Annotated in this window: 15 protein-coding genes; 3 read left to right on the forward strand and 12 right to left on the reverse strand. The window is 72.2% G+C overall.

Going from position 1 to position 14,195, the window contains the following annotated elements; all coding sequences use genetic code 11:
- Nucleotides 1–304 precede the first annotated feature (304 nt).
- The gene (locus tag ACFYY6_RS03995; protein ID WP_386608153.1) at nt 305–586 is read right to left on the reverse strand and encodes an acylphosphatase; all 282 of its coding nucleotides are present in this window, start codon (nt 584–586) and stop codon (nt 305–307) included.
- Between the two features lie 168 nt (nt 587–754).
- Between ACFYY6_RS03995 and ACFYY6_RS04000 the strand changes: the two genes are divergently transcribed.
- Nucleotides 755–1,687 (forward strand): CAP domain-containing protein, encoded by a 933-nt coding sequence (locus ACFYY6_RS04000; protein ID WP_386608152.1) that lies wholly within the window; start codon nt 755–757, stop codon nt 1,685–1,687.
- 48 nt (nt 1,688–1,735) lie between these two features.
- Here ACFYY6_RS04000 and mutM read toward each other — a convergent pair whose 3' ends face one another.
- The 9 genes from mutM to ACFYY6_RS04045 form a co-directional block, all read right to left on the reverse strand.
- On the reverse strand, nt 1,736–2,596 hold the full coding sequence (mutM, locus tag ACFYY6_RS04005; RefSeq protein WP_351516802.1) for a bifunctional DNA-formamidopyrimidine glycosylase/DNA-(apurinic or apyrimidinic site) lyase: 861 nt from the start codon (nt 2,594–2,596) through the stop codon (nt 1,736–1,738).
- Nucleotides 2,597–2,676: 80 nt separating this feature from the next.
- Nucleotides 2,677–3,498 carry a ribonuclease III gene (rnc, locus tag ACFYY6_RS04010; protein ID WP_351516801.1) on the reverse strand — a complete coding sequence of 274 codons (822 nt, stop codon included), beginning with the start codon at nt 3,496–3,498 and terminating at the stop codon, nt 2,677–2,679.
- Nucleotides 3,499–3,517: 19 nt separating this feature from the next.
- The gene (rpmF, locus tag ACFYY6_RS04015; RefSeq protein ID WP_003965982.1) at nt 3,518–3,691 is read right to left on the reverse strand and encodes a 50S ribosomal protein L32; all 174 of its coding nucleotides are present in this window, start codon (nt 3,689–3,691) and stop codon (nt 3,518–3,520) included.
- 2 nt (nt 3,692–3,693) lie between these two features.
- Nucleotides 3,694–4,365 carry a DUF177 domain-containing protein gene (locus ACFYY6_RS04020; RefSeq protein WP_351516799.1) on the reverse strand — a complete coding sequence of 224 codons (672 nt, stop codon included), beginning with the start codon at nt 4,363–4,365 and terminating at the stop codon, nt 3,694–3,696.
- 184 nt (nt 4,366–4,549) lie between these two features.
- Nucleotides 4,550–5,638 carry an ATP synthase F0 subunit B gene (locus tag ACFYY6_RS04025; RefSeq protein ID WP_351516798.1) on the reverse strand — a complete coding sequence of 363 codons (1,089 nt, stop codon included), beginning with the start codon at nt 5,636–5,638 and terminating at the stop codon, nt 4,550–4,552.
- Between the two features lie 99 nt (nt 5,639–5,737).
- Nucleotides 5,738–6,217, reverse strand: coding sequence for a pantetheine-phosphate adenylyltransferase (gene coaD / locus ACFYY6_RS04030; RefSeq protein WP_351516860.1), 480 nt, complete (start codon nt 6,215–6,217; stop codon nt 5,738–5,740).
- A gap of 26 nt (nt 6,218–6,243) precedes the next feature.
- A complete protein-coding gene (rsmD, locus tag ACFYY6_RS04035; protein ID WP_351516796.1) occupies nt 6,244–6,828 on the reverse strand; it encodes a 16S rRNA (guanine(966)-N(2))-methyltransferase RsmD in 585 nt (194 codons plus the stop codon).
- Nucleotides 6,829–6,997: 169 nt separating this feature from the next.
- Entirely contained in the window at nt 6,998–9,250 is a 2,253-nt protein-coding gene (gene recG, locus ACFYY6_RS04040; RefSeq protein ID WP_351516795.1) for an ATP-dependent DNA helicase RecG, read from the reverse strand.
- Between the two features lie 322 nt (nt 9,251–9,572).
- Complete coding sequence (locus ACFYY6_RS04045) at nt 9,573–11,195, reverse strand: DAK2 domain-containing protein (protein WP_351516794.1); 1,623 nt, start codon at nt 11,193–11,195, stop codon at nt 9,573–9,575.
- Nucleotides 11,196–11,452: 257 nt separating this feature from the next.
- Here ACFYY6_RS04045 and rpmB point away from each other — a divergent pair, with 257 nt between their 5' ends.
- A complete protein-coding gene (gene rpmB, locus ACFYY6_RS04050; protein WP_030928661.1) occupies nt 11,453–11,638 on the forward strand; it encodes a 50S ribosomal protein L28 in 186 nt (61 codons plus the stop codon).
- 103 nt (nt 11,639–11,741) lie between these two features.
- Here the strand turns inward: rpmB and thiD are convergent, their stop codons facing one another.
- Together thiD and ACFYY6_RS04060 are read right to left on the reverse strand one after the other, a co-directional pair.
- Nucleotides 11,742–12,572 carry a bifunctional hydroxymethylpyrimidine kinase/phosphomethylpyrimidine kinase gene (gene thiD / locus ACFYY6_RS04055; RefSeq protein ID WP_389191574.1) on the reverse strand — a complete coding sequence of 277 codons (831 nt, stop codon included), beginning with the start codon at nt 12,570–12,572 and terminating at the stop codon, nt 11,742–11,744.
- 80 nt (nt 12,573–12,652) lie between these two features.
- Nucleotides 12,653–13,624, reverse strand: a complete 972-nt coding sequence (locus ACFYY6_RS04060; protein WP_351516792.1) for a thiamine-phosphate kinase — start codon at nt 13,622–13,624, stop codon at nt 12,653–12,655.
- A gap of 323 nt (nt 13,625–13,947) precedes the next feature.
- On the opposite strand from ACFYY6_RS04060, the gene ACFYY6_RS04065 reads away from it, so the two are divergent.
- The gene (locus ACFYY6_RS04065) at nt 13,948–14,181 is read left to right on the forward strand and encodes an Lrp/AsnC family transcriptional regulator (protein WP_389191577.1); all 234 of its coding nucleotides are present in this window, start codon (nt 13,948–13,950) and stop codon (nt 14,179–14,181) included.
- The last annotated feature ends 14 nt before the right edge of the window (nt 14,182–14,195 follow it).

Raw genomic sequence — 14,195 nt, forward strand, 5'->3', positions numbered from 1 at the left:
GGGGATTTCAGCGTCTCACCAAAAAGTTTGACGGTCAACACGATCACACCCTGCCGAGCCGTGCGGCCCCGGGGCGCGCGGCTTGGGCGATCATGCGGCGCGACTCTCCTGCGGGGCCCTCGGGGGCGTGGAGATCATCCTTACTGCCGCAGCCTGGCACGCCAACCGAATCTTGGCAACCATCTGGTCATTCCGCAGGTCATTTCATGTGCACGGAGATGAGCGCACCCTCCATCACCGCACGCCGCTTATCGAACACGGACCGAACATCTACCCCCGAAAGAATGACGGACCCGGGGCCGGGTCAACGGATCTCGAAGCCTTCGTAACCACCGCGCGGCGTGTCCCATATCTCAGTCACTCCGTCCACGTGCCCGGGTGTGTCGTCCGAGCGCAGCCACTCCAGCAGACGGTGGCAATTCTCACGCCGCCCCTCGGCCACGACCTGCACCCTGCCGTCGTCGAGGTTGAGGGCGAACCCGGTGAGCCCGCCGATCTCCAAGGCGTTCTCCCTGGTGAACCAGCGGAAACCGACCCTCTGCACCCGACCGCGCACCCATGCGGTGAGCCGTACGTCTTCGTCCATGCACGAACGCTAACCGGTCGATCGCCCACCCCCGACTGGCCGATCGTCCTCGGAGCACCTGTGGCCGAACGGCCATGGCGTACAGTCCCCCACGCACCTGACCTCACTCCAACGGGTGAAGCGCGTTGACGCCGAGGGCGGCGTCCACACCCCAGAAGGGCTCGACAGATGGGACGCCATCGACGCTCCGCCGCAACTCCTGCCGTCCAGGACCGCACGACGGGCGACCCGGACCGGCACCGGAGCGCGCACCGCGGAAAGCGGCGGGGCGCTCCCGTACGCACAGGACTGATCGGCGTCTCCGCCGCCCTCGCGGTGGGAGCGGTCGCGGTGGCCTCGGGTCTGCTGCCCGACGGCGACACCGACACGCTCGGCGGCGCGCCCTCGGACCGGGTACGTACCGAGGGAGCCTCGGACCCGCTGGGCCGGGGCGGATCCCCCGCCGACCGCTCAGATCCGGCCGTCGGCCGTGGTGCCGGGCGTAAGGAAGCCCCCGAGGCGCAGTCCCCCACCGCCTCACCGTCCTCCGCCTCCCCGTCGGCCCCGTCCCGCGCCCCGGGGGCGTCCGCACCGGCCGGCCGTACCGAGCCGTCCCGTTCCCCGGGCCCGGCGGACTCCGGCCGGGGCTCCGCCCCGAGCGAAGCCGGAAAGTCGTCGGCCGCGACACGGACCCCCGCCGCGTCCGCCCCGTCCGCCCGGAGGCCGAAGGCTGCCTCTCCCGCCACCGACCCTGCCCGGGCCGGGGTCCTCGCCCTGGTCAACGAGGAACGGGCGAAGGCCGGTTGCAGCCCGGTCACCACCAGTGCCTCACTCACCTCGCTCGCCCAGGACCTCAGCGAGGACATGGCCGCCCGCGGCTTCTTCGACCACACCGACCCCGACGGCCGGTCCCCCTGGGACCGCGCCTCGGACGCCGGGGTACGCGGGCTGGCGGCCGAGAACATAGCCCGCGGCCAGGCCGACGCCCGCGCCGTGATGGATGCCTGGCTGCACAGCGAGGGCCACCGCAGGAACATCCTCAACTGCGACTACAGGACCCTCGGCGTCGGTGTGCATCGTGGCCCCGGCGGCCCCTGGTGGACCCAGGAGTTCGGCTTCTGAGCGCACCGGAAGCCGGTCCCTCGCACCCGGAGCGCCTGCCGGGCGGGGTCAGGCAGCGGCGCGCGGGGGCCGCTGGCAGCGCGGGCAGAAGTAGCTGGAGCGGTTCATCCACGCCCGGCGCCGTATCGGCGCACCACAGCGTCGACAGGGCTCGTCCTCCCGGCCGTACGCGTCCAGCGAGCGGTCGAAGTAGCCGGACTCGCCGTTCACATTGACGTAGAGGCTGTCGAAGCTGGTGCCGCCCTGGTCGAGCGCCGCGTTCATCACCTCGCGCACATGGCCGAGCAGCTCGGCCGACTTCGGGCGGGTCAGGGTGGCGGTCGGCCGGTCGTAGTGGAGCCGGGTGCGCCACAGCGCCTCGTCGGCGTAGATGTTGCCGACCCCGCTGATCAGCGACTGGTCGAGCAGGGCGCGCTTGATCGTCGTACGGCGCAGGCGCAGGGCCGTGTGGAACGCCGCGTCGTCGAAGGAGGGGTCCAGCGGGTCGCGCGCGATGTGCGCGATGGTGTCGGGCAGCCCGTCGACGGTGTTCCCGTGGACCGAGAGGCCGCCGAAGGTGCGCTGGTCGACGAAGCGCAGCTCGGTGCCGAGGTCGTCGTCGAAGCGGATCCGTACCCGCAGGTGCTTCTCGTCGGGGGCGTCCTGCGGCTGCACGAGGAGCTGGCCGCTCATGCCGAGGTGGCCCAGCAGCGAGCTGGAGGCTTCGTCCAGCGGGACCCAGAGGTACTTGCCGCGGCGCATGGCCGTTCCGAAGCGGGCACCGCCGAGCCGGGCCGCGAAGTCCACCCCGCCCGCGAGGTGGCGCCGGACCGCGCGCGGATGCAGCACCTCGACGTCCGTGACCGTGCGGCCGGAGACCCAGCGCTCCAGCCCCCGTCGTACGACTTCGACCTCGGGCAGCTCGGGCACGGTATGGCTCCTCAGGGACTTTTCCAGGGTATCCGGACAGGGAGAACCCCCCGGCGCGCGGTGCACCGAGGGGTTCTGGGTCAGGCCGGAGCGATGCCCGCGGACGACGGGTCGGCAGGGGTGTCGGCGGCCCCTCCGTCGGCGGCGGATCCGGCTGCCGCCCCCCGTGCCTCCACGGCGGCGCTGATCTCGCGCCAGGCGGACTCCGCCGCCTGCTGCTCCGCTTCCTTCTTGCTACGGCCGGTGCCGGTGCCGTACGAGACACCACCGACGCGGGCGGCAGCGGTGAAGGTCTTCTCGTGGTCCGGTCCGGTCTCCGTGACGAGGTACTCGGGAACGCCGAGGTTCTCGCTCGCGGTCAGCTCCTGGAGGCTGGTCTTCCAGTCCAGGCCGGCGCCGAGGTTCGAGGACCTGTCGATCAACGGGTCGAAGAGCCGGTGGACCAGCTCCGAGGCCGCGTCGAGGCCCTGGTCGAGATAGACCGCGCCGATCACCGCTTCGAGGGTGTCGGCGAGGATGGACGCCTTGTCCCTGCCGCCCGTGCCCTCTTCACCGCGGCCGAGCCGGATGAAGGAGCCGAGTTCGAGGCCGCGGCCCACTTCCGCAAGTGCACGCGAGTTGACCACCGCGGCCCGCAACTTGGCCAGCTGCCCCTCGGGCAGATCGGGGTGGGTGCGGTACAGCGTGTCCGTGACCACGAGACCGAGCACCGAGTCCCCGAGGAACTCGAGCCGCTCGTTGGTGGGCAGACCGCCGTTCTCGTACGCGTACGAACGATGGGTCAGCGCACGCACCAGAAGGGCGGACTCAAGGTGATACCCGAGCCGCCCTTCCAGAAGCGTGTGGGACGAGGCCGTGTTGACGTTGTCTGTCTGCTTCTTGCCGTTCGACAACTCAGACATCGAGCCTCTCACCAGCCGCTCAGACCTCGAGGACCTGGCGCTTGTTGTACGTGCCGCAGCTGGGGCACGCGATGTGCTGCAGCTTCGGCTCCTGGCAGCGCTCGCACGAAACCAGGGTGGGGACCGCAGCCTTCCACTGCGACCGGCGGTGGCGCGTGTTGCTGCGCGACATCTTCCGCTTCGGAACAGCCACGGCTACTTCTCCTGCTTCTTGTCGACGCCCGCTTCGGCGCCGCCCATGTTGTCCTTCTCGCCGTCCTGAACGGTGTCGGCGAGTCCTTGCAGTGCCGCCCAGCGAATGTCGACGGCATCGTGGTGGTGACCGGGGTTCTCGTCCAGCCTGACTCCGCATTCGGAGCACAGCCCGGCACAGGACTCCCGGCACACCGGCTGCATCGGCAGTGCGAGCACCACCGCGTCACGCAGCACTGGTTCGAGGTCGAACAGGCCGTCCTCGAGGAAGAGCCTGTCCTCGTCGTCCTCGGCGTCGTCGCCCGGTTCCGGCTTGATCGCACGGCCCCGGTCGTCGGCGTCAGGGTACGAGAACAGCTCCTGGAAGTCCGCCGCGACCTCCTGGCGCAGCGGCTCCAGACACCTTACGCACTCCCCCTCGGCCGACGCACGGGCGGTGCCTGTGACAAGCACCCCTTCCATGACCGATTCGAGGCGGAGCTCAAGCTCCACGGGCGAGCCTTCCGGCACGCCGATGACTCCGTCGATGCCGAGAGCCGGTGAACCGGGTGCGTCCACCGTGCGGGTCAGCCGCTGGAGCGCACCTGGCCGCCGACCCAGCTCGTGCGTGTCGAACACGAGGGGGCTGCGATGGTCGAGGTGGCCGTTCAGGGCTTTTCCTGCTTTCGAGATCATGAGCGTCACGCATCGTGGGAGGGCCGACCGGTTCCGGATCCGAAACGGGCAGCCGGGATCGCGGACATAGCGCGACCGAGGAGCCAGGATACTGGACACACCGCCCAGCTCCCAATCCGGTCCGCCCCGCCGCGGGCCCCTCCCGCTCCGCGGGGCGCACCGGGCGGGGCTCCTCACCGGTCGGTCAGCGGTCCTGCTCGTACTGCCGGAGCCGGTCCAGATCGATCATGCTGGTGTCGAACAGGCTGGTCTCGTCGAGGGCGCTCCCGCCCTGCGCCTGCTGGGGCTGTCCGGGCTGCTGCGCGGGCTGGTGCTGCTGCCAGCCGTCGTAGCCCTGGCCGGGCAGCTGGGCCCCGTTCTGGTCGTAGCCCTGCTGCTGGTGCTGCTGGTAGGCGGCGTACGGGTCCGGCTGCTGCTGGTACCCGTAGGGGTCCTGTTGCGGCTGTTCCTGGTACCCGTACGTCTCCGCGTAGACCGGCTGGGCCTGGGCCGGGAAGTGCGACGGGGTCTGCTGCGCGCCGGACTGCGGCTCCGGGGTGGCCAGCTCGGCGAGGCCGGCCCAGTGGTCCTCGTCGCTGACGTGCACCGGGTTGCCCGCCGCGTCCTGGGCCGCCATGTGCGCGCCGAGCTCGTCGGTGGCGACCCGGCCGTGCAGTTTCTGCCTGCCCCGGCCGACCGCCTCCAGGGTCTTGGCGAGCACCGCCTCGAAGGCGCCGAACTTGGTGTCCACGTACTCGTCCGCGCGGCGCCGGAGGGTTTCCGGGTCGGTGCTGCGCTCGGGGGCCTCGGCGAAGTCCGGGTCCTCGTACCCCTGCGCGTCGTACGCCTGGCCGCGGCCGAGGAGCTTCTCGCGCCCCCGGTCGACGGACCCGATGGTCTTGGTGAGGACGACCTCGAAGTTGGCGAGCTTGCTGTCGACGTATTCGTCGGCCTCGGCGCGGACCTCGGCGGCCTCCCGGCGGGCCTCTTCGAGGATGCGGTCGGCCTCGGCCTGCGACTGCCGGGCGATCTCCGTCCCGGAGATCAGCGAGCTGCGCTCGGCGTGCGCGGCCTCGACGATCCGCCCGGCCTCCTGGCGGGCCTGCTCGACCATCTGTTCCTGGCCGCCGATGAGCTCCCGCGCCTGGGCGAGCGAGCCGGGCAGGGCCTCGCGCACCTCTTCGAGCATCGCGAGCAGTTCGGCGCGGTTGACCACGCACGAAGCCGACATGGGCATGGACCGGGCACTGCCCACCACCTCGACGATCTCGTCGAGTCTCTTCTGCACGTCCACCGTGTGCTCGCCACTCTCTACAGCCGATTGGAGACGGACGGGACGACTGTACGGCCAGTCGGCGCCCACCCGGACACCTGGTGACCGGCCGTCGGCCGATCAGCGGGAGCGCAACCGTTCGGCCAGGGCCTCCTGGACCACCGGGGGAAGCAGGTGGGAGACGTCGCCGCCCCAGGCGGCGACCTCCTTGACCAGGGAGGACGACAGGAAGCTGTAGGCGGGATTGGTCGGTACGAAGAGCGTCTCGACGCCGGACAGGCCGATGTTCATCTGGGCCATCTGCAGCTCGTAGTCGAAGTCGCTGACCGCGCGCAGCCCCTTCACGATCGCCGGGATGTCGCGCTGCTTGCAGAAGTCCACCAGGAGGCCGTGGAAGGACTCGACCTGGACGTTGTCGAACTCCGCGGTGGCCTGGCGGATCAGGTCGATGCGCTCGTCGACCGTGAACAGCCCCTGCTTGGACTTGTTGATCATCACCGCGACGTGTACGACGTCGTACAGCTTCGAGGCGCGGCCAATGATGTCGAGATGCCCGTTGGTGATGGGGTCGAACGACCCCGGACAGACGGCGCGGCGCAACGTGATTCCCTCGCTCTCCGGTGCGGTCATCGTGCCTCTTCGCACGTAGAGGCGGCGTGACCGTACCAAAGCGTGCCCTCGCCGTAGCGACGGGACCGCAGTGGCTCGAATCCCGTGGGCCAGCCGAATTCTCCGCCTCGGGTGCTGCGTTCCACGGTGACGAGTGCGTCCGGCGTGAGCCACCCCTGAGTACGGAGTGTGATCAGGATCTCGCAGAGGTCGCCATCGGTCACGGCGTAGGGCGGGTCGAGGAACACGATGTCGTACGGCACCGCGGGCGGGGGGCCCGAGACGATCTGCTCGGCCCTGCCGGTGCGGACCTCGGCGCCGGGCAGCCCGAGGGCGCGGGCGTTGTCCCGGACGACGCGGACGGCCCTGGGGTCGGCCTCGACGAGCAGGGCGTGGGCCGCGCCCCGGGAGAGCGCCTCCAGGCCGACGGCGCCCGACCCCGCGTACAGGTCCGCGACCCTGGTGTCGTCGAGACCGCCCAGGAGGGATTCCCAGGTGGAGAAGAGGCCCTCGCGCGCACGGTCGGAAGTGGGGCGGGTGCCGGTGCCGGGCGGGACGGCCAGGAGGCGTCCGCCGGCCGCGCCGGCGATCACGCGGGTCATGGGTGTCTGGTCCTCGGTTCGTGGGTGGTCCGCAGGGTGCCGCGGTGCCGTGCCACCCACGATATGGCGTCGCGGCGGATCGGGCCGCGCGCCCGTGCCCGTCCGGCTCCTCGTCGCCCGGCCTCGTCCCTCGGCGCCGTCTCCCGTCCCCCGGCCGGGCTCGCCCCGCTCAGCCCTTGTCCAGGTACTGCTCGCGCTCCTTGTCCAGCAGGGCGTCCAGCGCGGTGCGCAGCTCGGGCAGGTGCTCCAGCTCGGGGTCGGCGGCGACGATGGTCGTGGCCTCCTCGCGGGCGGCGGCGATGACCTCCTCGTCGTCGATGACGGTGAGCACCCGCAGGGAGGAGCGCACCCCGGACTGGGCCTGGCCGAGGACATCGCCCTCGCGCCGCTGCTCCAGGTCGATCCGGGACAGTTCGAAGCCGTCGAGGGTGGACGCGACCGCGGAGAGCCGGGCGCGGGCGGGACCGGCCTCGTGGGCCTCGGTGACCAGCAGACAGAGTCCGGCGGCCGATCCGCGGCCGACCCGGCCGCGCAGCTGGTGCAGCTGGGAGACGCCGAACCGGTCGGCGTCCATGATCACCATGACGGTGGCGTTGGGAACATTGACCCCGACCTCGATGACGGTGGTGGCGACGAGGACATCGGCCTGCCCCGCGGCGAACCGGCGCATCACCTCGTCCTTGTCGTCGGGGTTCATCCTGCCGTGCAGGACCTCGACGCGCAGACCGGCCAGCGGACCCTTGGCGAGCTGTTCGGCGATGTCCAGGACGGCGAGCGGCGGGCGCTTCTCGCCGTCGTCCCCGCCGTCCTTGCCGTTCTCGGTGCTGTCCGCGCCGTCGGCGGCCTTCTTCCGGGGCTTCGCCTTCCCGGCCGGCGCCTCCTCGTCGGCGTCGTCCCCGATGCGGGGGCAGACCACGTACGCCTGGTGGCCGTTCTCCACCTCCTCACGGACCCGCTCCCACGCGCGGCTGAGGAAGTGCGGCTTGTCCTTGGCGGGCACGACATGGCTGGCGATCGGCGAACGGCCGGCCGGCAACTGGTCGAGCACGGAGGTCTCCAGGTCGCCGAAGACGGTCATGGCGACCGTGCGGGGAATGGGGGTGGCCGTCATGACCAGCAGGTGCGGCGGCTGCTTGCCCTTGGAGCGCAGGGCGTCGCGCTGTTCCACCCCGAAGCGGTGCTGTTCGTCGACGACCACCAGGCCCAGGTCGTGGAACTTCACCTTGTCCTCGATCAGGGCATGGGTGCCGATCACGATCCCGGCCTCGCCGGTGACCAGGTCCAGCAGGGCCTGGCGGCGGGCGGCCGCGCCCATGGAACCGGTGAGCAGCACCACTTTCGTGCCCTGCTCGGAGCCGCCCAGCATCCCGCCCTCGGCCAGTTCCCCCATCATCTCGGTGATGGAGCGGTGGTGCTGCTGGGCGAGCACCTCGGTGGGGGCCAGCATGGCGGCCTGCCCGCCCGCGTCGACGACGCCCAGCATCGCGCGCAGCGCGACCATGGTCTTGCCCGAACCCACCTCTCCCTGGAGCAGCCGGTGCATCGGGTGCTCGGTCGCCAGGTCGTCGAAGATCTCGGCGGAGACCTTCCGCTGTCCCTCGGTGAGGGTGAAGGGCAGCTTGGCGTCGAAGGCGTCGAGCAGCCCGCCGGACCGGGGCCTGCGGGCCACGGCCGGAAGCTGGGTGTCCGTGTAGCGGCGGCGGGCCAGCGCGACCTGGAGGACGAACGCCTCGTCCCACTTCAGGCGGTCGCGGGCGAGCGCGATGTCCGCCTTGGTCTGCGGACGGTGGATCTTCAGCAACGCCTCCGGGAGCGAGGCGAATCCACGGCCCTCGCGCAGTGCGGGCGGCAGCGGGTCGACGGCCTCCTGGGCACCGGGCAGCACCGTGTCGACGGCCTTCGCGATCCGCCACGAGTCCAGTTGCTTGCAGGCGGGGTAGATCGGCAGCAGCCGCCCGGCGAAGGCGTCCACCGCCTCCGCGGCCTCGTCGGTGTCCTGGACGTCCAGCAGCTGGTACGTGGGATGGGCCAGCTGGAGCTTCCGGTTGAAGACGGACACCTTGCCCGCGAACATGGCCCGCCGCCCCGGCAGCAGCTCCTTGTGCGGCTTGTGGACCCCGTGGCCGAAGAAGACCAGCTGGAGGCGGCCGTGCCCGTCGGTGAGGGTCACTTCGAGCCGCTTGCCGCGGCCGTTGTTGAACGTCAGCACGCGGGCGTCGGCGACCTGGGCGACCACCGTCACGTGCTCGTCCAGCGGGAGGTCGGTCAGCGCCGTGAGCCGGCCGCGCTCCTCGTACCGCCGCGGGTAGTGGTGCAGCAGATCACCGACCGTGTGCAGGTCGAGGTGGTCGGCCATCACCTTCGCGGTGGCTCCGCCGAGCAGCTTCCTGAGGGGTTCATCGAACGCAGACACGCGATCCATTGCACACCACACCACTGACAGATGCCGGACGCGCACCACTGGGAACGTCCGATTCCGCCGCTCGTGGCAGTGACCGTGCCTCCGTCTGCGGCCGGTCCGGGCGGCGCCCCGGGGACGGCGACGGCGAAGGCGGGTCGGCCGGGTCCCCGCCGTCGCGCACGGGACGGGCCCGGGGAAGCTCCGGCCCCGGCCACGGGGACCGGTCGACAACAGGTGCCCCGGTCCGGATCGTCGGCCGCCCGGGAGCGCCTGGCCCGTGGCCCGTCGTCCCGTGCACGGACACTCACGGGGCGGCACCGTCCCGCGGGCCGGCGGTGGGCGGCTACTCCACCCCGATCAGCAACGGGGCGCTCTGCCGGCCGCCCCGGTACACCACCGTGTCGACCGCCAGATACCCCTCGCGCACGTGTTCCTCCAGCGCGTCGGCCAGGCTGTCCGGGACGTCCTCGCCCAGGACGAGGGTGACCAGTTCGCCGCCCGCCGCCAGCATGCGGTCGAGCACGCCGCGGGCGGTCTCCGGCACGCCCTGGCCGATGACCGCGACGTCGCCGTCGATCAGGCCCAGCACGTCGCCGGCCTGGCAGATGCCCGCCATGGTCCACGACTGCCGTTCGGCGACGGCGAGTTCGGCGTAACGGGTGGCACCGGCCGCGGCGGTCATGGCCACCACGTCCTCGTCGAAGCTGCGGCCGGGTTCGTGGACGGCGAGGGCGGCGACGCCCTGGACGGCGGCCCGGGTCGGAATCAGGGCGACCCTGATCCCCTCGGCGCGGGCCTGCTCGGCGGCGGCAGCGGCGGTGTGCCGCAACTCGGCGTCGTTGGGCAGCAGGACGACCTCGCGGGCGTGCGCCCGGCGGATCGCGTCGACGATCTCGCCGCTGGCAGGCGGCTCCCCCGGGCGCGCCAGCACCGTCGTCGCCCCGGCCTCCTCGCACAGGCCGCGCAGCCCCTCGCCGGGGACCACCACGACGACGGCACGCTGCACGGGTTCGACGTGGGGCGGCACCCGGTCCGCGCCGAAGTGGGTGATCCGGATCCGGTACGGGCGCCCGGCCTCGACGCCCGCCTCCACCGCCGCGCCCGCGTCGTCGACGTGCACATGGACGTTCCACAGTCCGTCGCCGCCGACCACCACCAACGAGTCGCCGAGCCCGTCGAGCCGCGCGCGCAGCCGGTCCACGGCGTCGTCGTCCGCCTCCAGCAGGTAGATGACCTCGAACGCCGGTCCGCCCGCCGCGCAGTCCCCCGGCACCGGCGCGACGGGCAACGGGGCCACCGGCCCGGCGGCGTACGCGGGTTCGGGCGCCCGCCCGGAGACCGCCTCGACGAGTGCCCCGAGCACCGTCACCAGGCCCCGGCCCCCGGCGTCCACGACCCCGGCCCGGCCCAGCACCGCGAGTTGCCCGGGGGTCGCCTCCAGGGCCGCTCGCGCCCCCTCGTACGCCGCCCGCGCCACCGCCGCGGTCCCGGCGGCGCCCGCCGTGCGCCCGGCGGCCTCGGCGGCCCGGTCGGCCACGGTGAGCACGGTGCCCTCGACGGGGTGGGCGACGGCCCGCCGGGCGGCGACGGCGGCGGCGGACAGCGCCCGGCGCAGGTGATGCGCGTCGTGTCCGTCGGCCAGCACCCCGGCCATTCCGCGCAGCAGCTGGGCCAGGATCGTGCCGGAGTTCCCCCGGGCGCCGATCAGCGCCCCGTGCGCCATGGCCCGTACCGCGTCGGCGGTCGCGGGCACGGTCGCACCGGTCTCGTGGGCGGCGAAGACGGCCTCGACGGCCCGGACCGCGGACTCCGCGGTCAGATAGAGGTTGGTGCCGGTGTCCCCGTCGGCGACCGGGTAGACGTTGATCGCGTCGATCGCCGCGCGCTCCCGGCCCAGCGCCTCCAGGGCCAGCGAGCACCAGGTGCGCACCGCGACGGCGTCCATGTCGTCGGCGGGGTGTGGCACCTGTGGTCCTCCTCGGAATCGGCCGGTGGGGGTCGGCTGCACCGCAGAGTAGTCCCCGCGCGGCGGTCCCGGGCCGGGACGGGCGGGACCGGGGGAGGTGGAAGCCATGGTAGTTTCGTTCTGCCGAAGCGGTCGTTGTATGCTGCTTCGGTTGCCCGATGCGAATCGGGCCATTCCTCCGGTACCGCCACTTCAGTCATATGATTCCGGCGCGCCGGAATTCACTGTAAGTGCATCTGAAGTCTTTGGAGTGACCCGTGGCTGCCAACTGCGACGTCTGCGGCAAGGGGCCGGGCTTCGGCAACAACATTTCGCACTCGCACCGCCGTACGTCCCGTCGCTGGAACCCCAACATCCAGCGCGTGCGTGCCGTGGTCGGTCGGACGCCGAAGCGGCTCAACGTCTGCACCTCGTGCATCAAGGCCGGCAAGGTCGCGCGCTGACGTTCCCGTCGTAGCGCAGCCTTCCGGTTGCCCGAAAAGCCGGTCCATCTCGGTGGACCGGCTTTTTGTTGTGCGCTCGCGCCACGGCCGGGCGCGGGACCGCTCACGCGCCGCGCGCCCGCCAGCCGTGGTCGACGGGCCCGATCCCGGCACCCAGCGGGAAGCCCGCCGCGATCGCCCCGGTGACGTACTCCTTCGCGTTCCGCACCGCCGTGGGCACGTCGTGTCCCAGGGCCAGCCCGCAGGCGATCGCCGAAGCGAGGGTGCAGCCGGTGCCGTGGGTGTGACGGTTGTGGTGCCTGGGTGCGCGCAGCCAGTGTTCCCGGTCGCCGTCCGTGAGGAGGTCGACGGGGGCGCCCGGCAGATGGCCGCCCTTGATGACGACCCAGCGCGGCCCGAAGCCCAGGACCGCGTCGGCGGCCCGCCGCATCCCGGTCTCGTCCGTGACGGTCGACCCGGTGAGCTGCGCCACCTCGTCCAGGTTCGGGGTGGCGACCGTGGCGACCGGCAGCAGCCGCGTGCGTACGGAGTCGAGCGCTTCGGCGGCCAGCAGCGGATCTCCGTGCTTGGAGACGCCGACCGGGTCGACGACGACGGGGGCGTCCGTGCCGGCGAGGAGTCCGGCCACGGTCTCCACGAGCGCGGCCGACGCCAGCATGCCGGTCTTCACCGCCCGCACCCCGATGTCGTCCACCACGGCGCGGTACTGGGCGCGCACCGCCTCGGGCGGCAGTTCCCAGGCGCCCCGCACCCCCAGGGAGTTCTGCGCGGTGACGGCGGTCAGCACACTCATTCCGTGCACGCCGAACGCCATCATCGTCTTCAGGTCGGCCTGGATGCCCGCGCCGCCGCCGGAGTCGGATCCGGCGATGGTGAGCACACGGGCGGGCGCGGTGACGGGCTCGGCGGCAGGCGTGGGGACGGGTCTGGGCATGTGCCGAATCTACTGGGCGCTCGTCGCGCCCCTGCCACGGGGCGACGCCCGGCGGCGGGCGGCGACTTCGGCGCTCCGGATCACCGGGCGTCCTCTATGCCCCCGAAATGGTCCCAGCCGCTCTTGCTGGTCCAGGGCGCGCCGTCGACCGTCACCTGGGGCAGCGCCGAGGAGTTGAGGACCTCCCCGATCACCTTCCAGCGGGCGGGCAGCTTCACGTCCGGCGGGAACGTGGCGACGATCGCGTGGTCCTCTCCCCCGGTCAGCACCCACTGGAGCGGGTCCACGCCGACGGCCTGACCGATGTCGGACATCTGCGTGGGGATGTCGATGAGGCCCGAGCGGATGTCGATCCGGACCCCGCTGGCCTCCGCGATGTGCCCGAGGTCGGCGACCAGTCCGTCGCTTACGTCGGTCATCGCGGTGGCGCCGAGCCCGGCGGCGGCGGGGCCCGCGTGGTACGGCGGTTCGGGGCGCCGGTGGGCCTCGACGAAGGCGCGGGGCGAGCGGAAGCCGCGCGAGAGGACGGCGTATCCGGCGGCGGACCAGCCGAGCCAGCCGGTCACGGCGACGACGTCGCCGGGCCGGGCCCCGGACCGGGTGACCGGTTCGTGGTTGCGCAGATCGCCGAGCGCGGTGATCGAGACGGTGATCATGTCGCCGCGCACCACGTCCCCGCCGACCACTGCCGCTCCGGCGACCTGGCACTCGTCGCGGAGGCCGTCCATCAACTCCCCGGCCCAGGTGACCGGGAGTTCGCCCGGGACCACCAGGCCGAGCAGCAGCGCCGTCGGCACGGCGCCCATGGCGGCGATGTCGGCGAGGTTCTGCGCGGCGGCCTTGCGGCCGACGTCGTAGGCCGTCGACCAGTCACGGCGGAAATGCCGTCCCTCCAGCAGGATGTCCGTGCTGGCCACGACCCTGCGGTCGGGAGCGGAGACGACCGCGGCGTCGTCGCCGGGGCCGAGCCGTACCGCCGGAGTGGTGGTGAGCCGGGACGTCAACTCCCTGATGAGCCCGAACTCCCCCAACTCGCCCACGGTTCCCTTCACCGAGTCCCACCTCTCATCTGTCGCGCCGGACGGTCGCCCGGGTCGCCTCGACGGCCCGGGATCCGATGTGTGGACCGGCCGCCGTCGCAGGGAGCAGTCTGCACCGGTTCCCGTCGGCGCGCCCCACCCCCTCCCGCACCGCGGCGCCAGCGGTCGCGGGCCGTCATTGCTGTCGGTACTGTCAAGGCATACGTCAACTCGAGCCGTGCCCGTGCCACGCTGTGGGCGGCAACCGGCCCCCGGGTCTCCCCGCGGCCCGCGGCGACGCGATACCGTGGCGTCCCTTTCCCCCACATGATCCTCGTGGCCGCCCTGGAGGTTCCGTGGTACAGGCGTACATCCTCATTCAGACCGAGGTGGGCAAGGCGTCGACCGTCGCCGAGACCATCTCCGGCGTTCCGGGAGTGATCCAGGCGGAGGACGTCACCGGCCCCTACGACGTGGTCGTGCGCGCGCAGGCCGACACGGTCGACGAACTCGGCCGCATGGTGGTCGCGAAGATCCAGCAGGTGGAAGGCATCACCAGAACCCTGACCTGCCCGGTCGTCCATCTGTAGTCCCCGTCTACGCT

The organism is Streptomyces sp. NPDC001750, from assembly GCF_042892615.1.
Lineage (GTDB): Bacteria > Actinomycetota > Actinomycetes > Streptomycetales > Streptomycetaceae > Streptomyces.

What these genes read in the sequence shown, in the direction of transcription:
- thiD (WP_389191574.1), bottom strand. Translation starts at nt 12,572, where the DNA reads ATGCCCAGACCCGTCCCCACGCCTGCCGCCGAGCCCGTCACCGCGCCC.
- recG (WP_351516795.1), bottom strand. Translation starts at nt 9,250, where the DNA reads ATGGATCGCGTGTCTGCGTTCGATGAACCCCTCAGGAAGCTGCTCGGC.
- ACFYY6_RS04000 (WP_386608152.1), top strand. Translation starts at nt 755, where the DNA reads ATGGGACGCCATCGACGCTCCGCCGCAACTCCTGCCGTCCAGGACCGC.
- rsmD (WP_351516796.1), bottom strand. Translation starts at nt 6,828, where the DNA reads ATGACCCGCGTGATCGCCGGCGCGGCCGGCGGACGCCTCCTGGCCGTC.
- ACFYY6_RS04020 (WP_351516799.1), bottom strand. Translation starts at nt 4,365, where the DNA reads ATGATCTCGAAAGCAGGAAAAGCCCTGAACGGCCACCTCGACCATCGC.
- ACFYY6_RS03995 (WP_386608153.1), bottom strand. Translation starts at nt 586, where the DNA reads ATGGACGAAGACGTACGGCTCACCGCATGGGTGCGCGGTCGGGTGCAG.
- rnc (WP_351516801.1), bottom strand. Translation starts at nt 3,498, where the DNA reads ATGTCTGAGTTGTCGAACGGCAAGAAGCAGACAGACAACGTCAACACG.